A 20,801-nucleotide genomic window follows, 5' to 3' on the forward strand; every position below is an offset into this window, starting at 1 on the left:
CTCTGGACAAGCATGGCGGCGCACGCCGCCATGCTTGTGCCTTTCATGCTGGCTGCGACCAAATAGGGGACTCGTTATAGCCATTTTCCGGTAGAATGGCCGTCTTTGGCCCAGACCCGGCAAGGATGGCTGTCCCGTTCCAGGTGGCATGATGAACCTCTATCGATCACTGATCCTGCTCTGTCTGCTGTTCGGCCAGCCTGCGCTGGCCTTGACCCTGCACAGCCGTCACCATCCCGAGATAGTCCCTCCCCGCTGGTCCAAGGCCGAGCAGGGCTGGTTGCGGCAGGCCGGGCAGTTGCGGGTCGGCCTCCTCGCACAGGATTACCGCCCCTTCAGCATCATCGTCTCCCGGCACAGGTTCGAGGGGATCTCCGCCGATTACCTCGGCATCCTCGCCCATATGCTGCAAAAGCCCCTGTCACTGCAGCTCTTCGCCGACAAGGAGAGCGCCCTGCTCGCCCTGCGCCGGGGAGAACTCGATCTGGTCAACCTCGGCAACCTGACCCTGGCGGACACCGAGGCCTCCGGGATCCGGCTCAGCCAACCCTACTTCAGCAGCGCCCTGGTCTTCTCGGCCCCCAAAGCCTATCAGGGCCCCCTGCTGACCCCGGGCCAGCGCGTCGCCGCCGTAAAGGGCCAGATAGACGCGCAGCGGTTCAGGCTCTACTACCCCACCCTCACCCTGGTGACCCATGACTCCAACATGGAGGCCTTCGACGCCGTCTTCTTCGGCCGCCAGGAGATACTGCTCAGCGACGCCCACGCCATGCACTACCTCAACAGCGAGCGCTTCGACCACCTCAGGCAGCGCGGCGAGGCGCAGCCCAGCCTGGCTCCGGCCGACTTTCGCTTCGCAGTCTCCGCCCGCGTGCCGGCCCTGCTCGGCCTCATCAATCGCGGCCTGGACGCCATCGACGACGGGACCCGCAATGCCATCTTCAGCCAGTGGAACGGGCCCATACGTGATATGAACGACGGCGCGAGCGAGCGCTATGACGCCGTGGAGCTTGCCTGGATGCGCCAGTCTCCCCCCATCAAGGTGTGGCTGATGGACAACCTCTATCCCTATGGCGCCCTGGATCACGACGGCCAGCTCACTGGCATGACGGTCGACATGCTGGCCAAGGTGAGCAAGCGCACCGGCCTCTCCTTCGAGTTCATCCGCTTCGACTCCGACCGGCAGCGGGACAAGGCCATCCGCTCGGGGCGCCTCGATCTCATCGGTGCCATCTCCCGGCCCGTGGCCGAGCGCTATGGCCTGCGCCCCTCGGTCCCCTATGCCACGGACGACATCTACGTGATCCTCACCCATCAGGGGGAGGAGAGCATGGGCTCGCTGCAGGGTCTGGCGGGCAAGCGCGTGGGGATGACCCGCTACAACCCGCTCGCCGATCAGCTCAAGGGCAGCCGGCTCACCACCATGGAGAGCGCCGAGGAGGCGATGCAGGCCGTCGAGGGGGGCAGGCTGGATGCCGCCATAGTGCCGCTCTATTTTGCCCGCCACGCCCTGGACAACGATCCGCAAACCCGGCTGCGCATCGCGGGGCCCGCCGATGACGAGCCCATACGGATGGGCTTTGCCAGCCAGCCCGGCAACGAGATGCTGATGGGTATTCTCGACAAGACCCTGCTCGCCATCCCGCCCAACGAGCTGGCCATGACGAGCTACGAGTGGCGCAACCGCAAACTGCCGATGCCCGGCTTCATGGAGCGCCACGCCCACGCCTTCTACCTGCTGTTTGCTGTGCTCTTCGCCCTGGCCCTGGTGCTGCTCTATCGCAACCTCATGCTCAAGCGGCTGGCCCGCGCCGAGCAGACCTCCCGCCAGCAGCTGGAGGCCCACGTGAGGTTCATCAAGGCGCTCGGGGAGAGCCAGCCCCACCCCATAGTGGTGCGGGACAAGAGCGGCAAGGTCTTGCTGTGCAACAGCAAATACCTGGCCCAGCTCGGTGCCCGCCCGGAGGACGTCATGGGGCACCCCTTCGTCCAGGGACTGGAGGGGCTCATCGAGCCCCGGAGCATCGCCGCCCTGGAGCAGGACTTTACAAAGGTGCTGCAGCATGGCCAGCCCGTCTTCGCCGATCGTATTTTCAACCGCGAAGGGAGGCAGACCCACATCTATCACTGGATGGTGCCCTACTTCGATGCCGAGGGGGCCATCAGCGGGGTGATCGACGGCTGGATCGACATCACGGACCGCAAGCGGCTGGAGGAGGCTCTGCGCCAGGCCAAGCTGCAGGCCGACAGCGCCAGCCGGGCCAAGAGCGACTTTCTCGCCACCATGAGTCACGAGATCCGCACCCCCATGAACGCCATCCTCGGCATGCTGGAGCTGGCCACCGAGGATCCCGCCCTCAGTCGTCACAGCGCCGAGCTGCTGCGCATCGCCGCGGACTCGGCCCACGGTCTGCTGGATCTGCTCGGGGATACCCTGGATATCGCCAGCATAGAGGCGGGCCAGATGACCCTGACCCCGACCCCCTGCGAGCTGACGCCGCTGCTGCTGTCGGTCACCCGGGTGTTCGATGGCATGGCCGGGCAAAAGGGGGTGGCCTATCGCGTCGAGCTGCCCGGCGCCCCCCTGCCGACCGTGCTGATCGATTCCCTTCGGCTGCGCCAGATCCTCTTCAACCTGATCGGCAACGCCATCAAGTTCACGGAGCAGGGGGAGGTGAGCATCAGCGCCGCCCTGACGGGAGACCCCCAGCAGGCCCCCGTGCTGCGCCTGGTCATCGCAGACACCGGGGTCGGCATCCCGGCGGACAAGCTGCCGCTGCTGTTCACCCCCTTCTACCGTGCGCACTCCCTCGAGCAGTACCTTGGCCTGAACCTGGCCCGCATCCTGTGCCAGCTGATGGGGGGAGAGATAGGCGTCGACAGCGAGCCAGGACGGGGGACCCGCCTCGAGATAAAACTCCCCCTGACCCTGGCCACCCCGGATCGCCCCCAGGTGATGGCCCCCCTACCCCCGCGGGAGCCAGGGCCCCGGCTGCGGATACTGGTGGTGGATGACAACCATGCCAACCAGATCCTGCTGCGCCAGCAGCTCAAGCACCTGGGACACGAGGTGAGCGTGCGCAGCAACGGGCTGGAGGCGCTGCGGGCCGTCGGCAGCCACCCCTTCGATCTCGTCATCACCGACTGCCAGATGCCGGTGATGGACGGCTTCGAACTGACCCGCAACCTGCGGGCCCGTGGCCATGAGCTGCCGGTCTGGGGCTTTACCGCCCACGCCTTGCCCCGGGAGCGGGAGCTCTGCCTCGCCGCCGGCATGAACGACTGCCTGTTCAAACCCATAGGTCTCGCCCGCCTGCGCGCGGCGCTGGCCGAACTCGGCCGGGAGGCATAGGCGCCATTTCGCAAGAGAAGCCGTTGTCCGGCGGGGCAAGGAGCACTGCCTTGCTTGGCAGACAGGGCTGCGCCTTGAGCGGTGCATGAACCAGAGCTGGCTCAGGCACGGCTGACGGTGCAGCTGAAACAACCCGGGCTGGCATTGTGTACCTGCATGTACGCAACCTCCCCATTCGACAGCTGCTGACGAATGGCTCGCTCGAATTCACTGCCTTGAATGGTCTGGGCGTGGATCATCATGTGCGCCCTGTCATAGGACCTGACCGAGAGCAGGCGCCCTGGCAGGATCTCCGGTATCTCATTGACACCCAGCACCGCAGTGTCGGCGTGTTCGCGCACAAAGATGGGTCCCCCTGCCCGATAGGGAGAGTCGACGTCATGGTGCAGGAAGTGGATCAGCAGTACCCTCTCCCCCGGCATGGCATCCTGCAGGGAAACCCGGCACGGGTAACCGGGTCTGGCATCGGCCGTCACCCATCTTGCGTTGATGCCCTGCAGCTCCTCCTCGCTCATCGCCATGAAGCGTGCAAACAGACCCTTCTCTAACCCCTGAATCCTGAAATCGGTGTTCATCGCGGCACTCCCTCTGATCAAAGACACCATGTTAGCCATGGCGCGGCCCTATGCTGGCCATTTCCGGTCAGGCAATCCTATTTCTGCCACCGGGCTCTGCTGTGCGGTGCTTGACGGCCCCTTCTGAGGTATGGAGTGAGGAGAGTGAAGATGGGATGAGATGGGAGCCAGCGCCGGGCCTGCGACCAGCCGCAAGGCGTGCTGTGGCTGTTCGATACCCATAAAAAAACCGACACCCGTGGTGTCGGTTTTTGTATCGGGAGGTGCGCCCTGCCTTCCTTTTGCGCCGACATAGGCCGGGCGAGGCAGGTCACGCGACGGGGATCAGTAGAAGATCCGCTCACCCCGTTCGCTCATCTTGAGCCACACCGGCTTGGTGCTGGTCTTGTTCCAGATCCGGTGCAGGTAGCTGTAGAAGCGGGCGCGATCGCGGCGAAACAGCATCACAGGGAAGGCGAGCAGACCCACCATCAGTACGAAGATGCGACGAAGGATTATCTGAGTCAGGGAGAAGGGATGAAACATGATTTAACGCCTCACTGGTAAGACCACTGAGCAAAGATTACTCCACAATCTGTAGGATTACTACACCAACAAGCCCACTTTTTTATAAAAAAACCGCCTAAAAACCAGAAAGTGAAACTGGGTTACATTATTTAACCAAAGAGTAACAAGGCTGGCAAAAACCACGCCTTGGGCAAGAGTTAGAACATGGAGAGGTAAATGGGGGGAGAAGCGCATGAAACTGGCAGACATTGCTGTCCTGAGCGTACTGGGTCTGCTCGCCTGGTCACAGTGGCAGGAGTGGCGGCTCAACCAGAACGACGCCATCACGCTGGCGTATCAGGGGGTGCCTGTCGTCAGCCTGTGGCAATGCGGTCAACTGAAGCAGAAGATGGCCGATCTGACCGACCACGCCGCCGAGCTGCAGCTTCAGTATCGGGGGCAATCCCTCGACGAGATAAGTCACTATCTGCAAAGAGAGTGGCGCCATCAGGGCTGCGAGCTGTTATTGACCCAGCAAGGATATTGAACGCAAGGGGATATGCCGAAAGAGGTTCTTGGGATGAAACCTGGCATGGAACAAGAATGAAACAGAGGAAGAAGATGGAGGCACGTTCCGGAGTCGAACCGGACTAAACGGATTTGCAATCCGCTGCATAACCGCTTTGCTAACGCGCCATGCTGACAAGACTGATGGTCTTGAAAGTGAGTTCCACCGTTGGTGCGATGGAAAATTGGAGCGGGAAACGAGACTCGAACTCGCGACCCCGACCTTGGCAAGGTCGTGCTCTACCAACTGAGCTATTCCCGCCTGACTTCATGATGCCAGTTGCCTGACAACGAGGCGCATTATACGTACCCCGAGCCCGGGCACAACCCTTTTTTATGACTTTGAGCGCTTTTTTGGAGCGTTTGCTCAGGCTTTAAACGCCTTGGTCGAAATTCCCGCCATTCCCTGTGACCCGACGAGCGAATTTAAGATAAAGCCATTGAAATAGTTAGTCTTTAGTCAGAAACTCAAGCCGCTTAGTAACTGGATTCTCAATTGAAATTCACACCATGAAATGGATCTTCAGGCCTCGTGGGCTCAGACCGCAGCTGATGCAGGCTTTCTTCATGTTGGGCCTGGTGCCTTTCCTGGTCGTCACCCTGTTTTTCCTCTACAGCCACGGCAAGGATCTCACCACCCAGACGTCCAACCATCTGGTGTCGGTGCGCAACATCAAGAAGAGCCAGCTGGAAGACTACTTCGGCAACCTCAAGGAGCAGATCATCAACTTCTCCCAGCAGGACTTTGCCGGCAACAGTATCGGTCGCTTCTACGGTTTCACCGGGGCCTTCGAAAAGCTCGGCACCACGCCGCAGGAGGCCCGCGCCCGCGCCCAGGCCCGCTATGTGCCCGGCTCCTGGGACAAGCTGCAACAGCCGGACAGCCAGGTGGACATAGAGCCGTCCATCAGCGCCCTGATCCTCGCTGACGAGATGTATGGCCGGGTGCACCAGCGCTTTCACCGCGGCTACGCCGACATGGTGCGCAAGTCCAACTACAGCGACATCTTCTTGGTGGATCTCAACGGTGACGTTGTCTATTCGGTCACCAAGCACCCCAACTTCGCCACCAACCTGCTCTCCGGCCCCTATCAGGCGAGCGGCCTTGGCAACACCTTCGCCAAGATCAAGCGCCGCCTCGACGGCGGCCAGAAGCCCCAGCAGATCTTCGAGTTCACCGACTTTGGCCGCAACGAGCTGACCGGCCAGGTGGTCGCCTACCTGGCCGCCCCCGTGATGCAGTACGACTATGTGCGCGGCGTGGTGATCTTCGAGCTGCTGCCGGACAAGCTCAACCAGATCATGGCGGAGCGGGAGGGGCTCGGCGAGACCGGCGAGACCATCCTCATAGGCCCGGACAAGCGGATGCGCGCCAACGCCTGGCTGGCCCCCGAATTCAGTGTGGAGAACAGCTTCAGCCCCAACTTCCGGCCGCTGCAGACCCCGCTCGTCATCAAGGCCCTCTCCGGCGAGCAGGGGGTCGGCCCCTTCCTCTCCTATCACGACGACGAGGTGCTGGCCGCCTACACCCAGGTGAAGGTGTTCGACACCGAGTGGGCCTTCATCGCCGAGATCTCCACCAGCGAGGCCTATGCCCCCATACGCCAGCTGGAAACCCTGGTGATCCTGCTGGGGGCGGGCTCATTGCTGCTGCTGATCCTCTTCTCCCGCTGGCTCTCCCACTCCATCACGGCGCCCCTGCGCTCCCTCACCGCCGCCGCCGAGCAGGTGGCGGATGGCGCCCTGGAGCACCCCATCACCATACCGCGCACCGACGACGACATAGACCGGCTGGCCCAGGCATTCCGCCACATGCAGCGCTCGGTGAAGGACAAGATAGAGCTCATCGAACGCCAGACCCAGGAGCTGCAGCAGCAGGTCAAGCTGACCCACAAGCAGAACCTCAGCCTGCAACAGGCGGACAAGCTCAAAGACGAGCTCCTGGCCAACACCTCCCACGAGCTGCGCACCCCCATCCACGGCATCAAGGGGATGGCCGAGTCCATGCTCGCCAGCCAGCAGGACCTGACCGAGGGGCAGCAGAAGCAGCTCGGACTCATCATCAAGAGCGCCGACGGCCTGGCCCGGCTGGTGGACGATCTGCTCGACTACCACCAGATGCGCTACGGCCAGCTGGAGATCCACCCCCAGCCCGTCTCCTCCAAGGGGGTGATCCGGCTGGTGCTGGATCTCTGCCAGCACCTGGTGCAGGCCAAGCCCCTCACCCTGGTGGACATAAGCCCGGCGGAGCTGCCTCCGGTGCTGGCGGACGAACAGCGCCTCGAGCAGGTGCTCTACAACCTGGTGGGCAACGCCATCAAGTACACCCCCCAGGGCAAGGTGGTGCTGAGCGCCCAGGTGGAGGGCAACTTCCTGCGCATCAGGGTGACAGACACCGGCATCGGCATCGCCAAAGATCATCTGGAACACATCTTCGAACCCCTGGTGCAGATGAGCCCGGAAGTGAGCAAGCAGGGGGCGGGCCTTGGCCTCTCCATCACCCGTCAGCTGGTGCACCTGATGGGGGGTGAGCTGTTCGTCGAGAGCGAGCCGAGCGTCGGCTCCACCTTCGCCTTCACCCTGCCGCTCGCCAGCGGCAAGGCGGGCAGCCTGACGCTCGACAGCCGCCAGATAGAGCATCAGCTGATGCGCCAGCAGCCCCTGATACTGCCGGACTGGGAGAGCGACGATCTGCCCCCGCCCCCACCTGGCGCGCCCCTCATCCTGGTGGTGGATGACGAGCCCATCAACCTGCACATCCTCCGCCACCTGCTGCAACCCTGCGGCTACCGCATACTGCCGAGCAGCGATGGCCACGACGCCCTGGCCAAGCTGGCCCAGGAGCCGGTGGACCTCATCCTGCTGGACGTGATGATGCCGACCCTGTCGGGCTTCGACGTCTGCCGCCGCCTGCGCCAGCAGCATCCCAAGGACAAGCTGCCGGTGCTGCTGCTCACCGCCCTCAACCAGCCCAAGGAGATCGAAGAGGGCTTCAACGCCGGGGCCAACGACTACCTGGTGAAACCCTTCTGCAAGGAGGAGCTGTTTGCCCGGGTCAGGGCCCTGCTGGAGGCCAGCGCCGGCCGCGCCTCCCTGGTGGAGAATCACCTGCTCAAGCAGGAGATAGAGCACCGCCTGCGGCTGCAGGCCCAGCTGCATCAGGATCAGGAGCGGCTGCTTGCGCTGCTCGGGGAAGGGGCCGACCCCATGGTCTTCATCGACGAGCAAGGGGTGGTGCTGTTTGCCTCCCGGGCCCTGGCCCGCTTGCTGGGCCAGGAGCCGGAAGCCATGGAGGGGCTGCCGCTGGACGAGTGGCTCGCGACCCCGCTGGCGAGCCAGTGGCCCGACATGGCGGCGCGACCGGAGCAGGATCTGAGCTTCCTGGTGGCGGGCCAGAAGGACGGGCTCAATGCCCGGGCCCTGCCCATCAGCCTGGGGGGTCAGCACGCCTTCGCGCTCACCCTCAGCACCGAGCAGCGCCAGGACGACAACAGGGTGATGGCCCTGGAGAACGCCCTCAAGAGCCTGTCGCGCCAGGCCATCATCGAAGATGGCCAGTTGCTGGGAGAGCTGAGCAGGCTGGGAGGGGAGTTCAGATCGCTGGCGGACAACCTCATTCGCCAGCAGGACGACGAACCCTTGCGCCGGGCCCTGGTGGACACCATGCGCCTGACACTGGATACCTGGCAGCAGAGCACCGGCAAGGGCAAGATAGTGCTGGCGGAGAAGAGCAAGCTGTGGCGCGTCTACATGGACAGATCCAGCCCCCAGACCCGCACCCTCGACAAATACCTGAGCCTTGACACCCTGCCCAAGGCGCCGCGCTGGAAGACGGTGGTGGCCAGCGCCGAATACGTGCTCAAGCAGTGCCCCTTGAGCGAAGTGCAGCAGCAGAGCCTGCACCAGAGCACCCAGCTGCTGCGCCAGCTCGCCAGCCGCAAGGGCTGAGGTTCTGCTGCGATCTCGGGCGGCCTCTCTTCCGTTGACGAAATGAGCCCGAGATATCGAGCAGATGACATGCCAAAAACACCACACCCGCGAATGACACGGGTGTGGTGTTTTTGACGTTGTGCCATTGAGGCGAAGGGGCTGCTCCGGCGGTGCGACTCAGCAAGCGGTCCGGCACATCCCGAACGAGGGCATACAGCCTACCCGATGTCAGCCAACGCTCACCTCCCCCCAAGGGCGCCGGTAGCCCAACGCCCATGGGATGAGGCCTGTTCACTCGGGCCTATCCCCTGTCACCCGGCTTATGGCTTCAATTCTCTATTCACCTGGGCGAAGGATTTGGGCCAGGGCTGTGCCTTCCGCAGGGCTGGCGACAGCTGGCGAATGGCTGCCTGCGCCTGGCTCAGGCCGACATAATCCCCTTTCAGCACCACATACCAGGGACTGCCATGGTAGTTGGTGCGATAGATCCACACCTGGTCGGCGAGCCGATTGACGCGCACAAACTGCGCTACGGCATCCAGACTGCTCGCTCCCATCAGCTGGATGCTGAGGTGGGTGATGTTCTTCTGGTGCAGGACGCTGGCGGGCGTCAGGTTGACCTTGCCGGATGCCTTGCCTTGCGGCTCGGGCACGGTGGCTGGTTTAGACTGCGATTTCGCTGCCGGCTTGGACACAGGCTCCGGGGCAGGCGTGGACACGGGCTCGGGGATGGCGGCAGGCTCGACCTCAACCAGAGGCGCCGAGGGGGCAGGTATTGGCGGCTCAGGCTGCACGACCTCTTCGGCCACGATCGGCAGGGCGCCGCTGGCCGGCATACCCAGCATGGGGGTCGGCTTGCCGGCCACACCGTCGACCTGCCGTTCGATCGACTCGGGAGCAGAAGGCAGGAACCCGGTCTCAGCCGGCGGGATCAACGTCGCGGCGGCGCCACTGACCTGATCCGTAGCGGCCTCCCCCACCTCGGGCTCGTCCTGCCGAGCCGTGGGGCTCACATAGCTCAACATCAGCAAGCAGAGGGCGCCTGCCGCCAGACCTATCCCTATCTGGCGAATGAGGAAGGCGGGGTTGCACTTGCGCAGATGGCCTTCGGTCATATGTCCTCCTGGACGGCATGAAAATGGGGGCGCCGGTGCGGCAGAAAAAGGTCATGGACCGGCATGGGGCGGCCGCTCGTCGCGGCAGAAAATGGGTGTAGTCCGTGAGAGCAGGCCCGGATCAGGATGTCACCCCATGTCGCCGTTCCTCATCGCCTTGGCGGGCTTGAAGAGAAACGGGCAGGGCTCGGCCTGCAGCCACCTCGCTTGCCATTCGTTGCCTCCCATCGACGCCGAGCACCATACCGGAGTCGCGCTGAACTTGGCCTGAATCCTCCCCCCATCCGGGGGCCTTGGCCCTGTCCAGGGGCTTGTTTCCTCTGGCATTTACCCCAGACGCTCTCCTCTGCTCCATGCGCCTTGAGAAAGCGCCAGCGAGCCGTTCGGGAGCCAAGAGGTCGGCAGACTCGAGACCCTGCAAGCTGACGGCAAAAGGCCGCCAGCAGCCTCTGCGCCACGACCTCGTCACTGCCTGCGTTGACGAGATCACGGCCAGGTTTCCATTTAGCGCTTGATGGTCCTGGCGCTTAGTGATAGTTAAATAACCAGAAAAATCAGTCATGTCGGACACATGACCACGCCAGCAACCTCGATGCCGAGCGGCAGGGGAGCACCATCCCGGACACAGGCAAGCAGCCAGATCCAGGGTGATACAGGATCAAGGAGCGATCAGTGAGGGAGAGGCGTTATCAGGGCGGGTTGCCGCGCAGGGTCATGACAGTCTTGCTATCCGCCCTCTGGGGGGGGATCTGGTGTATCGCCACCCTGGCCCATGCCGCAGCGGAGCCGACCAGCCCAGGTCAGCTCCCTGCGCTCGCCGCCAAGGCCGAGGGTTATGCCGCCGAGGCGAGCTGCCTCGGTTGTCACGACAGCCAGGTGGCCCAGTGGAAGGGGTCCGACCATGCCTGGGCCATGCGCCACGCCACCCCTGACAACGTGCTGGGGGATTTCAACGACGCCCATTTCGACGAGGCTGGCGTCAAGGCCCGCTTCTTTCGCAAGGGAGAGGGCTATTTCGTCAATCTCGAGGGGGAAGACGGCAAGCCGGTTGACGTCAAGATCCTCTACACCTTCGGCCATGATCCGCTGCAGCAATACCTGGTCGCCCTCTCCCGCGGCCGCCTGCAGGCCCTGACCCTGGCCTGGGATAGCCGTCCGAAAGAGGAAGGCGGACAGCGCTGGTTCTCCCTCTATCCCGGCCAGCGCTTCGCCACCAGCGATCCCCTGCACTGGACCGGGCGTTATCAGAACTGGAACGCCATGTGCGCGGATTGCCACTCCACCGCCCTCGACAAGGGCTACGACGACAAGAACGACAGCTTCACCACCACCTGGCACGAGCAGACCGTCGGCTGCCAGGCCTGCCACGGCCCGAGCCAGAGCCATGTGACCTGGGCCAATCAGCACAAGGCAGGCGGCAGCGCCAAGGCGCCGGATGACCACTATGGCCTCGGCGTCGATACCAGAGCGCTCGACAGCAAGGGGCAGGTGGAGCAGTGCGCCTTCTGCCACAGCCGTCGTCAAGGGCTGGGAACCGGTCAGCAGCCGGGTCATCCGCAGCTGGATCAGAGCCTGCCCACCACATTGCGGGCCTCCCTCTATCATGCGGATGGCCAGATAGATGGCGAGGTCTACGAGTTTGACTCCTTCGTCCAGAGCAAGATGTCCGCCGCCGGGGTGGGCTGCACCGATTGCCACAATCCCCACACCACCAAGGTCAAGCTGGAGGGCAACGGCCTCTGCCTCCAGTGCCACAATCCCCAGCCCCCGACCAACCGCTTCCCCAGCCTGCAGGCCAGGGAGTACGACAGCAAGGCCCACCATCACCATGAACCGGGCAGCGCCGGGGCACAGTGCGTCAACTGCCACATGCCGACCAAGACCTACATGGTGGTCGACCCGCGCCGTGACCACAGCCTGCGCATCCCGCGCCCCGATCTGGCGGCCAGGACCGGTAGCCCGGATGCCTGTACCGCCTGTCATCAGGACAAGGAGCCCGCCTGGGCGGCCAAGGCCATCGACACCTGGTATGGTAAGCCCAAACGCCCCCCCCACTACGGGGAGAGCTTCCACGCCGTGCAAAGCGGCCAGGGCTCCCCCCTTGACCTGCTCCCCCCCTTGCTGGCGGACAAGAGCAAGCCCGCCATAGTGCGTGCCACCGCGGCCGAGCAGCTGGCCGACCTCGGCTTGCCTGCCATCCCTGAGCTGCGTCTCGCCCTCAAGGACGAGAGTGCACTGGTACGGGCCTATGCCGTCTCCGGCTTTGCCAATACGCCCCCCATGGCGCGACTCGACGACCTCCTCCCCTTGCTGCGGGACCCGACCCTGGCGGTGCGGGACGAGGCCATCAGGGCTCTCGCCGACATACCGCCGGAACGCTTGCCCGAGGCCGAGCGGGCAGGATTCCAGCACCAGCTTGCCGACTATGAGCAGCGCCTGCGTGGCAATGCGGATCTGCCGGGCGGGCGCCTCAATCTGGCGGTGCTGCTCTCACGCCAGGGGCGCCAGCAGGAGGCGATGGACGAGTATCGCCAGGCCCTTAGGATGGATCCCTACTTCGTGCCGGCCCGGGTCAACCTGGTGACCCTCGCCAGCGCGGCCCAACAGCTGGATGAGGCGGAAACCCTGCTGCGCGGCGGCGTCGCCCTGGACAAGATGCCGGTCGCCGACCATGGCAATCTCGCCTACATGCTGGCGCTGCTGCTGGTGGAGCGGGGCAAGACCGAAGAGGCGGTCGACTGGCTGGACAAGGCCGCCGCCGAACTGCCTGGCAACGTGCGGATCCGCTACAACCAGGGTCTGCTGCTCTCCCAGCTGAACCGGCGCGAGGAGGCGCTGGCCGCACTGCGGGCAGGGCTGGCGCAGGCACCGGACGATCCCGACTTGCTCTACACCCTGATCTACCTGCATGCCATTGCCGGTGAACAGGAGGAAGCCTTCGGATACGTCAAGCGGATGCGCAAGGCCGCCCCGCAGGATCCCAGGCTGCTGGCCATCGAGCCCTACTGGACCAAATGATCCTCGGAATGGGGAGCATTCATACCCCATTCTGCGCCTGCCTGGCGACCTGGCCTGGCGCGAACCAGCCGTCTGCGTCAGCACTCGGCGTCACAAATGGGTAATTGAGAAACAGTAATGTTCTCACTACGATAGCGCCGAGATGCTGTGTTATGGTTGTTCAGTTGTTAACAAAAAGCTTGTTAGTCTGGATCTGACGGCTCATCGCACCGTCCCATGGGGATGCCGTCGATGAGCGAACCTCACTCTGCCAAGGAATGGAACGGTGACGACACGAAAACAGATTGCCCAGCTGGAGGCCAATGTCGCCGAGCTGGTATTCGGCCAGGCCGATACCATACGCCACGTGCTGCTTGGGCTCCTGGCCAACGGCCATGTGCTGCTGGAGAGCCTGCCCGGGCTCGCCAAGACCCGCACCGTCAAGGCACTGGCGACCCACCTCGATGCGCAGATGAGCCGCATCCAGTTCACCCCGGATCTGCTGCCCTCCGACATCACAGGGGGCGAAATCCTCCAGCAGACCCCCAGCGGCAACCGGATCAGCTTCCAGCAGGGCCCCTTGTTTGGCAACGTCATCCTGGCCGACGAGATCAACCGCGCCCCCGCCAAGGTGCAGGCCGCCCTGCTCGAAGCCATGGAGGAGCGCCAGATCACGGTGGCGGGGCAGAGCTACCCCATGCCTTCTCTGTTCATGGTGCTGGCCACCCAGAACCCCATAGAGCAGGAGGGCACCTATCCGCTGCCGGAAGCCCAGATGGACCGCTTCCTGATGAAGCTGCAACTGGACTACCCGAAGGTGGAGGACGAGATCCGCATCCTGCGCCTGATCCGGGGCGAGGATCGGCAGCAGGCGGGGGAACATCCCCAACCGAGCCACCTGCCCCAGGAGGTCATCTTCGCAGCAAGGCGCGAGGTGGCGGCCATCCATGTCTCCGAGGCCATCGACACCTACCTGATGGCCCTCATCAATGCCACTCGCCACCCGGCCGAGGTGGATGCCGACCTCGCCTGCTGGATCGCCATCGGCGCCAGCCCGCGGGGCGGGATCAGCCTGGACAGGGTCGCCCGGGCGCAAGCCTGGCTGTCAGGGCGCGACTTCGTCTCGCCCGATGACGTTCGCGCCGTGGTGCACCCGGTGCTGCGCCACCGGTTGCAGCTCTCCTACGATGCCATCGCCGACGGGGTCAATGGGGATGATGTCATCGACCGGCTGCTCGACAAGGTGGCCATTCCGGCCTAAGGAGCACCATGACAGCAGAGACGGACCTGCGCTCGCCAGATGGCTTCGTATATGCCTCCCTTCCCCAGCTTATGGCGCTGGAGCACCACAGCCGCGGGCTCAGCTTCCTCTCCCGCCAGCCCCTGTCGAGCATTCTCTCGGGCGCCCATGCCTCCCGCCTGCGGGGGCGTGGCCTGAGCTTCGACGAACTTCGCAACTACACCCCCGGGGATGACCTTCGTCACCTGGACGCTCGCGCCACCCTGCGTTACGGCAAGCCCTTCGTGCGCACCTTTACCGAGGAGCGCGACCGCCCGACCCTGCTGCTGGTGGATCAGCGGATGAACATGTATTTCGGCTCCCGCCACTGCTTCAAGTCGGTGGCGGCGGCCCAGCTGGCCTCCCTCTGCGCCTGGATGGCATTTCATGCCGGCGACAGGGTCGGTGGCCTGGTCTTTGGCGATGAGACGCTGGAGCATATCCGCCCCCAGCGCAGCCGCGCCCGCATCGAAGCCCTGTGCGCCGCCGTGATCCGGGCCAATCATGGGCTCCATGCCGCCCTGCCGGAGACCGGCCAGCCGGACAGGCTAGATACGGTATTGCGCCACTGCCTCGCCAGTGCCGGCCACGACCACCTCATCTGCATCATCAGCGACTTCGCCGGTGCCGGCGATCAGACCTTGCAGCTGCTGCGCCAGCTCAGCGCCCACAACGACGTGATCGCCATGCAGGTCTATGACCCCATCGCCCTGCAATTCCCCGACAAGGGCAGGATCACCATCACCCAGGGCTCGGTGCAACGGGAGCTGCAGGTGGACAAGCGCCAGGTACACGGGCCGCTCGGCGACTTCCTCTCCGGTCGTCTGCGGGACGTGGCCGAGCTGCTGCGCCGCAGTCGGGTGCCCCTGATGATGTTCGGCACGGGGGAGGAGGTGCTGGGGCAATTGCGCCTGGCGCTCGGCCGCCTGACCGGGAGCGCGCGATGACGGCCCAGGTCCCCGACATAGCCCAGCTAAAGGAGCTGGCCATTCCCACGCCCCCGGTCAGCTATCTGCCCCAGACCTGGGGCTGGCTGCTGTTGCTGCTGACCGTCCTCTCCCTGCTTCTGCTCTGGGGAGGGCGCCGCTGGTGGCAATGGCGGCGCGATCGCTACCGCCGGGAGGCGCAGGCACGGCTAGAGGCGCTGCGTCTTTCCCTCGCCGATCCCCAATCCCGTCTGGCGGCCCTGCGGGCACTGCCCGGTCTGCTCAAGCGGGTGGCGATCTCCATGCCCGGCGGCGAGGGCGCCCGGCCGCTCGGTGGCGATGCCTGGATGGCATTCCTGGCCCGCAGCGCCCCCTTCCCCCTGCCCTCCCATTTTGCCGAGGATCTGTTCACCCTGGCCTATGCCCCGTCCAGCCGGGTGCTGGACATCCCCCACGGCCGCATCGATGAGATCTTCCAGCTCAGCCGACGTTGGATAGGAGAGCATCATGTGGCAGTTTGACGCCCCCTGGGCACTGCTCCTGCTGCCCCTGCCCTGGCTGGCCTACCGCTATCTGCCCCCCTATCGCGCCGCCCGCAGTGCCCTGCGCGTGCCCTTCTTCGCCGCCATGGATCAGGCCCTTGGCCAGTCTCCCCGCACCCTGGGCGGGGGGCGCTGGCAGCTTGGCCTCAACCTGCTGGTCTGGGCGCTGCTGGTGACGGCCTGCGCCCGCCCCGTGCTGATCGAGCCCCCCATTCGCCATGACAGCCCCACCCGCGACATCATGCTGGCCATCGACATCTCCCAGTCCATGGAGACCCGGGATTACACCACTCCGGATGGCCGCCAGAGCGATCGCCTGAGCGCGGTGAAGGGGGCGGTGCAGGACTTCATCCAGCGCCGCAAGGAGGATCGCCTCGGCCTCATCGTCTTTGGCACCGGCGCCTACCCCCAGGCGCCGCTGACCCTGGATCACGCCAGCCTGCAACTGCTGCTCGATGAGGTCGGCATCGGCATGGCGGGCCCCAATACGGCGCTCGGGGATGCCATTGGTCTGGCCATCAAGCTGCTGGAGAAGACCCGGGAGAGAGAAAAGGTGCTGATCCTGCTGACGGACGGCAATGACACCGGCAGCGCCATCACCCCGGCCCACGCCGCCCAGCTGGCCCGTGACCGGGGGATCAGGGTGCACACCATTGGCATAGGCGATCCGGCGGCCAGCGGCGATGCCAGGGTCGACTTGCAGGTGCTGATGGAGATCGCCAACACCACGGGCGGGCGTTTCTTCAGGGCCGACGATCGCCAGGCGCTGCACGCTGTCTATGCCGCCCTGGACGAGCTGACCCCCCATAGGGTGAAGACCTTCAGCCACCAGCCCAAGCGCGACCTGTTCTGGTGGCCCCTGGGGGCCAGCCTTCTATTGCTGCTGGTGTGCCACCTCCTGGCCGCCCTGCTCGGCAGGCGCACGCCCCCCTCCCGTATCGAGGAGGAGTCATGACGATCGAGCTGGCGGCCTTCCATTTCCTGCGCCCCCTCTGGCTGCTGCTGATGGTGCCGGGGATAGTGCTGCCGCTGCTCTGGCTGCGTCGCCACGACATCAAGCGGCAGCTGCGCGGCATCATAGCCCCCCATCTGGTGGCATCCCTGGTCATCACCCCGGCCAGGGAGCGCACCCTGCACCCCATACACCTGCTGGCCAGCCTGCTGGTACTGGGGGGGCTGGCCGCCGCCGGCCCCACCTGGCAACAAGATATCCCCGATTTCCTCGACGATCGGGCCCCGCTCATCCTCGCCGTGGATCTCTCAGCCTCCATGGATGCCGATGACGTACCGCCGACCCGGCTCGCCGCCATCCGCCACAAGCTGCACGACCTCGTCCAGCGCCGGGCCGGTGCCCGTACCGCCCTCATCGCCTATGCCGGCAGCGCACACCTGGTGTTGCCCGCGACCGAGGATCCCGCCCTGCTGGACACCTTCGTCCAGGCGCTGGCCACCGATCTGATGCCAAGTCCCGGCAAGGACGTGCTGGGGGTGATCGATGAGGCCCAGCGCTTGCTGGCCGCCGAGCACTCCCCCGGCACCCTGGTCCTGCTGACCGACGGCGCCGACCCCAGCCAGTTTGATGCCATCGGCAAGCGCCTCGCGGGCAGTCAGCTTCAGGTGCTGGTCCTGGCGGTAGGCAGCCAGGATGGCACCCTGATCCGCGATGCGAAGGGTCAGCACCGCACAGGGCCTGACGGCCGCCCCCTGGTGAGCCGCTTCGACGAGGCAGCCCTCAAGGGGCTGGCCAGCGCCGCCAATGCCCCCCTGGGCAGCCTGACCCTCGACGATGACGATCTCGACTGGATTGGGCTGCACGCCCAGCAGCATTTTCAGGCCGCCCAGGGAGATGATCAGCAGATCCACTGGCAGGATGCCGGTTACTGGCTGTGCTGGCCCCTGGCACTGATCGCCCTGTGCTGCGTGCGCCGGGGCTGGCAGGTGCACTGGTTGGGGGGCGTGTTGCTGATGCTGATCCTGGGCACGGCATCTGCGCCGACGCACGCCAACGCCCTGGCCGACGCTTTCTTCACCCCGGATCAACAGGGCCGCTGGGCCTTCGAGCAGGGCCACTACCCCGAGGCGGCGGCCCATTTCAAGGATCCCTACTGGAAAGGGCTCTCGGCCTACCTGGCCGCCGACTTCGATCTCGCCCAGGCCAGCCTGGCCCGGCTGGACACGGCCAATGCCTACTTCTACCTCGGCAACACCTATGTGAAGCTGTTCAAGTTCCCGGAGGCGATCCTCGCCTATCAGCAGGCCCTGAAGCAGCAACCCGACTTCCCCGAGGCCAAGGCCAATCTGGCGTTGGCCCGGGCGCTCCAGCAGGATCACGAGGATCAGCAGGAGGCCGGCACGCCGGATGAGAAGGCCGACCAGACCCTGGAGGACCAGACCCCTTCCAAGGGCGGCAAAGCGCAACAGCAGCAGACCCCCCAGGCCAGCTCGGATCAGCTCTGGCTCGACAACCTCAGCACCTCGCCGGCCCAGTTCCTCAGGCGCAAGTTCCTGCTGCAGGATGCGGCCAGCACGCGCACGCCGGAGCCTGCCCCATGAGAGCCCTGCTGCTCATCCTGCTGCTCGGCCTCGGCGCCCTTGCCCGGGCAGCCGAGCCCGAGGTCCGCATTCAGAGCAGGCTGGTGCCCGCCAACGGCGTGAGCGTGGGCGGCACCCTCAATCTGGAGGTGGATCTGCTGGTGGACACCTGGTTTACCGCCGCCCCCGTGCTGGCGCCCCTCCAGCTGGCGGGGGCCGTGGTTGCCCCCCCCAGCAGCGAGGCCAGCCATCTCACCGAGCAGATCGATGGCAAGACCTTCTTTGGCATGAGGTTCACCTACCGCATCACCCCTCAGCTTGCCCAGACATTCGAGATCCCCCCCCTGCAGTTCCAGGTTCAGCCCGGGCAGGGCACGGGGCCGGTCAGCCTCAGCAGCCCGCCCCTGAGCTTCCAGGCCAGGGCCCTGCCTCATGGGGGCAAGACACCCCAGCTGGTCGCCAACGAGGTACGCTTCACCCAGCAGATCCAGCGCTCTCACACCCCGCTGCGGGTGGGTGACAGCGTGCAGCGTCAGCTGCGCATCGAAGCGGAGGGGGCCCAGGCCATGTTGCTGCCGGTGCCGCACTTCGCGGCTGTGAAGGGGCTCAGGCGTTATGTGCAGACCCCCAGTGTGATGGCCATGGACGACGGCCGCGGGACCACCACGGGGGGCGTGCGCGAGGACAAGGTCAGCTATGTGATAGAGCAGAGCGGCCACTTCACCCTGCCCCCCATCCGGCTCATCTGGTGGGATGCAGGCAGTGGCCAGTCCCAGGAGCTGACGGTCCCCGAGGTCGCCCTGAGCGCGGCAGCTGGCACCTATCAGGCCCCCTTCTCCATCAGCGAGGATCTGCACGCCCTAGGGCAGCAGGCCCGCATCACCCTGGCCGGTCAGGGAGTGCTGCTCGCTGGCCTGGGGCTGATGGCGGTCGCCCTCCTCTGGCTGGTGCGGCCCCGGCTGCAAGCCTTGTGGCACCGCCTCCAGCGGTGGCGGGCAAGCCGCCGGCTCGCCTGGCTCGACTCCCCCGACTACGCACTGCGCCTCGCACGCACCCAGTTGCGGCAGCAACCCGCCGAGCTGGGCGGACTCTATCTCTGGGTGAGGCGGCGCAGCGGGCTGCTGGCCATTGCCCCCTTGCTGAAGAGCGGCCCGACGAGTCGCCTCCACCCTGTGCTAGCCTTCTTCAGACTCAACTACGGCCTTGACAACAAGCCCTCGGGAGAGGACGCCACCGCCGCCCTCGCCGAGCAGATAGTGCCGGCCCTCGAAGGGGCCATGATGGAAGCAACCGATCGCCGACCCCGGCCCCATGCCTTGCAACCACTGAATCCTGGGCTGGATGAACCGGATCATCGTCGTCATACAAGGAGGTCATAATGCGTCATCCCCCCATGCTGTCGTTCATGCGCTGGTGTGCCTTGCTGCTGCTCGTACTGCCCTTGCTGGCACGGGCCGCCGATCCGCTCCCCTCCTGGCAGGATGGCCCCTCGCGCCAGGCCATCGAGGCCTTCGTCACCGCGGTGACGACGGAAGGGGGCAAGGATTATGTGGCCCCCGCCGAGCGGATCGCCGTGTTCGACAATGACGGCACCCTGTGGAGCGAACAGCCCGCCTATTTCCAGGTGCTGTTTGCCCTGTCCGAGCTCAAGCGGATGGCGCCTGAGCACCCGGAATGGAAACAACAGCAGCCCTTCAAGGCCGCCCTGGAGGGGGATCAGCAGACCCTGGCCAAGAGCGGCATGGCGGGCCTGCTCCAGATAGTGCTCGCCACCCACAGCGGCATGAGCTCGGCGCAGTTCATCCAGAATGCCCGGCATTGGCTCGACACCGCCCGCCACCCCACCACGGGGCGCCGTTTCACCGAGATGGTGTTCCAGCCCATGCTGGAGCTGCTCGATTACCTGCGGGCCAACGGCTTCAAGACCTACATAGTGTCGGGGGGCGAGGTGGTCTTCATGCGCGCCTTCGCCGAGCAGGTGTACGGCATCCCCCCAGAGCAGGTGATAGGCACCACCCTCGGCAGTCGCTTCGAGGAGAAGGCGGGTCGCCTCAGCATCCAGCGTCTGCCCAAGCTGGTGCACAACGACGATGGCGTCGGCAAGCCGGAGAGCATAGACCGCATCATAGGTCGCCGCCCCCTCTTCGCCTTTGGCAACTCGGATGGCGACCTGCAGATGCTGCAATGGACCATGGCGGGGGCAGGCAAGCGCTTCGCCGGTCTGGTACATCACACCGATGCCAAACGGGAATGGGCCTATGACAGGAACAGCAAGGTTGGGCGTCTGGACAAGGCGTTGAGTGCAGCGAACAGGGGTAACTGGACCGTCGTGGACATGGCCAGAGAGTGGCGCCGTGTCTATCCGTTCGAGTCGCCCAGGTAGAGTAAGTGCAAGTCAAGTAGAGAAGGACCGCAGGATGTCTCGGGATGACGCACCGTCATCAGCTTTCCGGCACTCGCCGTCGCGGACAAGGACTGTAGCGTGATACGGAGAAACAAC

General features: G+C 65.0%; 14 protein-coding genes and 2 tRNA genes. 11 read left to right on the forward strand and 5 right to left on the reverse strand.

The window, feature by feature from the left end:
- The first annotated feature begins 151 nt into the window (after positions 1-151).
- Positions 152-3,352: a response regulator gene (locus tag HB860_RS13410; protein ID WP_247626974.1), complete on the forward strand. Its 3,201-nt coding sequence runs from the start codon at positions 152-154 to the stop codon at positions 3,350-3,352.
- A gap of 101 nt (positions 3,353-3,453) precedes the next feature.
- Here HB860_RS13410 and HB860_RS13415 read toward each other — a convergent pair whose 3' ends face one another.
- The gene (locus HB860_RS13415) at positions 3,454-3,927 is read right to left on the reverse strand and encodes a DUF1203 domain-containing protein (protein WP_247626975.1); all 474 of its coding nucleotides are present in this window, start codon (positions 3,925-3,927) and stop codon (positions 3,454-3,456) included.
- A 324-nt stretch (positions 3,928-4,251) separates the two neighbouring features.
- Positions 4,252-4,452 carry a YbfA family protein gene (locus HB860_RS13420; RefSeq protein ID WP_025327782.1) on the reverse strand — a complete coding sequence of 67 codons (201 nt, stop codon included), beginning with the start codon at positions 4,450-4,452 and terminating at the stop codon, positions 4,252-4,254.
- Positions 4,453-4,666: 214 nt separating this feature from the next.
- On the opposite strand from HB860_RS13420, the gene HB860_RS13425 reads away from it, so the two are divergent.
- Positions 4,667-4,960 (forward strand): hypothetical protein, encoded by a 294-nt coding sequence (locus tag HB860_RS13425; RefSeq protein WP_202046854.1) that lies wholly within the window; start codon positions 4,667-4,669, stop codon positions 4,958-4,960.
- Between the two features lie 75 nt (positions 4,961-5,035).
- Here the strand turns inward: HB860_RS13425 and HB860_RS13430 are convergent.
- Both HB860_RS13430 and HB860_RS13435 read right to left on the reverse strand, forming a co-directional pair.
- Positions 5,036-5,109: transfer RNA gene (locus HB860_RS13430), tRNA-Cys, on the reverse strand.
- Between the two features lie 57 nt (positions 5,110-5,166).
- A tRNA-Gly gene (locus HB860_RS13435) sits at positions 5,167-5,242 on the reverse strand.
- 248 nt (positions 5,243-5,490) lie between these two features.
- Here HB860_RS13435 and HB860_RS13440 point away from each other — a divergent pair.
- Complete coding sequence (locus HB860_RS13440) at positions 5,491-8,928, forward strand: ATP-binding protein (protein WP_247626976.1); 3,438 nt, start codon at positions 5,491-5,493, stop codon at positions 8,926-8,928.
- A 302-nt stretch (positions 8,929-9,230) separates the two neighbouring features.
- Here the strand turns inward: HB860_RS13440 and HB860_RS22370 are convergent, their stop codons facing one another.
- Positions 9,231-10,025 carry an SPOR domain-containing protein gene (locus tag HB860_RS22370; RefSeq protein ID WP_247626977.1) on the reverse strand — a complete coding sequence of 265 codons (795 nt, stop codon included), beginning with the start codon at positions 10,023-10,025 and terminating at the stop codon, positions 9,231-9,233.
- A gap of 714 nt (positions 10,026-10,739) precedes the next feature.
- Here HB860_RS22370 and HB860_RS13450 point away from each other — a divergent pair.
- From HB860_RS13450 to HB860_RS13485, 8 genes are all read left to right on the forward strand, one after another.
- Positions 10,740-13,043: a tetratricopeptide repeat protein gene (locus HB860_RS13450; protein WP_247626978.1), complete on the forward strand. Its 2,304-nt coding sequence runs from the start codon at positions 10,740-10,742 to the stop codon at positions 13,041-13,043.
- A 265-nt stretch (positions 13,044-13,308) separates the two neighbouring features.
- Positions 13,309-14,283, forward strand: a complete 975-nt coding sequence (locus HB860_RS13455; protein ID WP_247626979.1) for an AAA family ATPase — start codon at positions 13,309-13,311, stop codon at positions 14,281-14,283.
- Positions 14,284-14,291: 8 nt separating this feature from the next.
- A complete protein-coding gene (locus HB860_RS13460; RefSeq protein ID WP_247626980.1) occupies positions 14,292-15,248 on the forward strand; it encodes a DUF58 domain-containing protein in 957 nt (318 codons plus the stop codon).
- On the forward strand, positions 15,245-15,748 hold the full coding sequence (locus tag HB860_RS13465) for a DUF4381 domain-containing protein (RefSeq protein ID WP_247626981.1): 504 nt from the start codon (positions 15,245-15,247) through the stop codon (positions 15,746-15,748). Before HB860_RS13460 ends, HB860_RS13465 begins: the two co-directional genes overlap by 4 nt.
- A complete protein-coding gene (locus HB860_RS13470; RefSeq protein ID WP_247626982.1) occupies positions 15,735-16,724 on the forward strand; it encodes a vWA domain-containing protein in 990 nt (329 codons plus the stop codon). Before HB860_RS13465 ends, HB860_RS13470 begins: the two co-directional genes overlap by 14 nt.
- On the forward strand, positions 16,721-18,322 hold the full coding sequence (locus HB860_RS13475; protein WP_247626983.1) for a VWA domain-containing protein: 1,602 nt from the start codon (positions 16,721-16,723) through the stop codon (positions 18,320-18,322). The genes HB860_RS13470 and HB860_RS13475 overlap by 4 nt, the downstream gene beginning before the upstream one ends.
- Entirely contained in the window at positions 18,319-19,680 is a 1,362-nt protein-coding gene (locus HB860_RS13480; protein ID WP_247626984.1) for a BatD family protein, read from the forward strand. Before HB860_RS13475 ends, HB860_RS13480 begins: the two co-directional genes overlap by 4 nt.
- On the forward strand, positions 19,680-20,684 hold the full coding sequence (locus HB860_RS13485) for an HAD family hydrolase (protein WP_247626985.1): 1,005 nt from the start codon (positions 19,680-19,682) through the stop codon (positions 20,682-20,684). Before HB860_RS13480 ends, HB860_RS13485 begins: the two co-directional genes overlap by 1 nt.
- The last annotated feature ends 117 nt before the right edge of the window (positions 20,685-20,801 follow it).

The sequence above is a fragment of the Aeromonas genomosp. paramedia genome (genome assembly GCF_023093515.1).
In the GTDB taxonomy this organism is placed as follows: domain Bacteria; phylum Pseudomonadota; class Gammaproteobacteria; order Enterobacterales; family Aeromonadaceae; genus Aeromonas.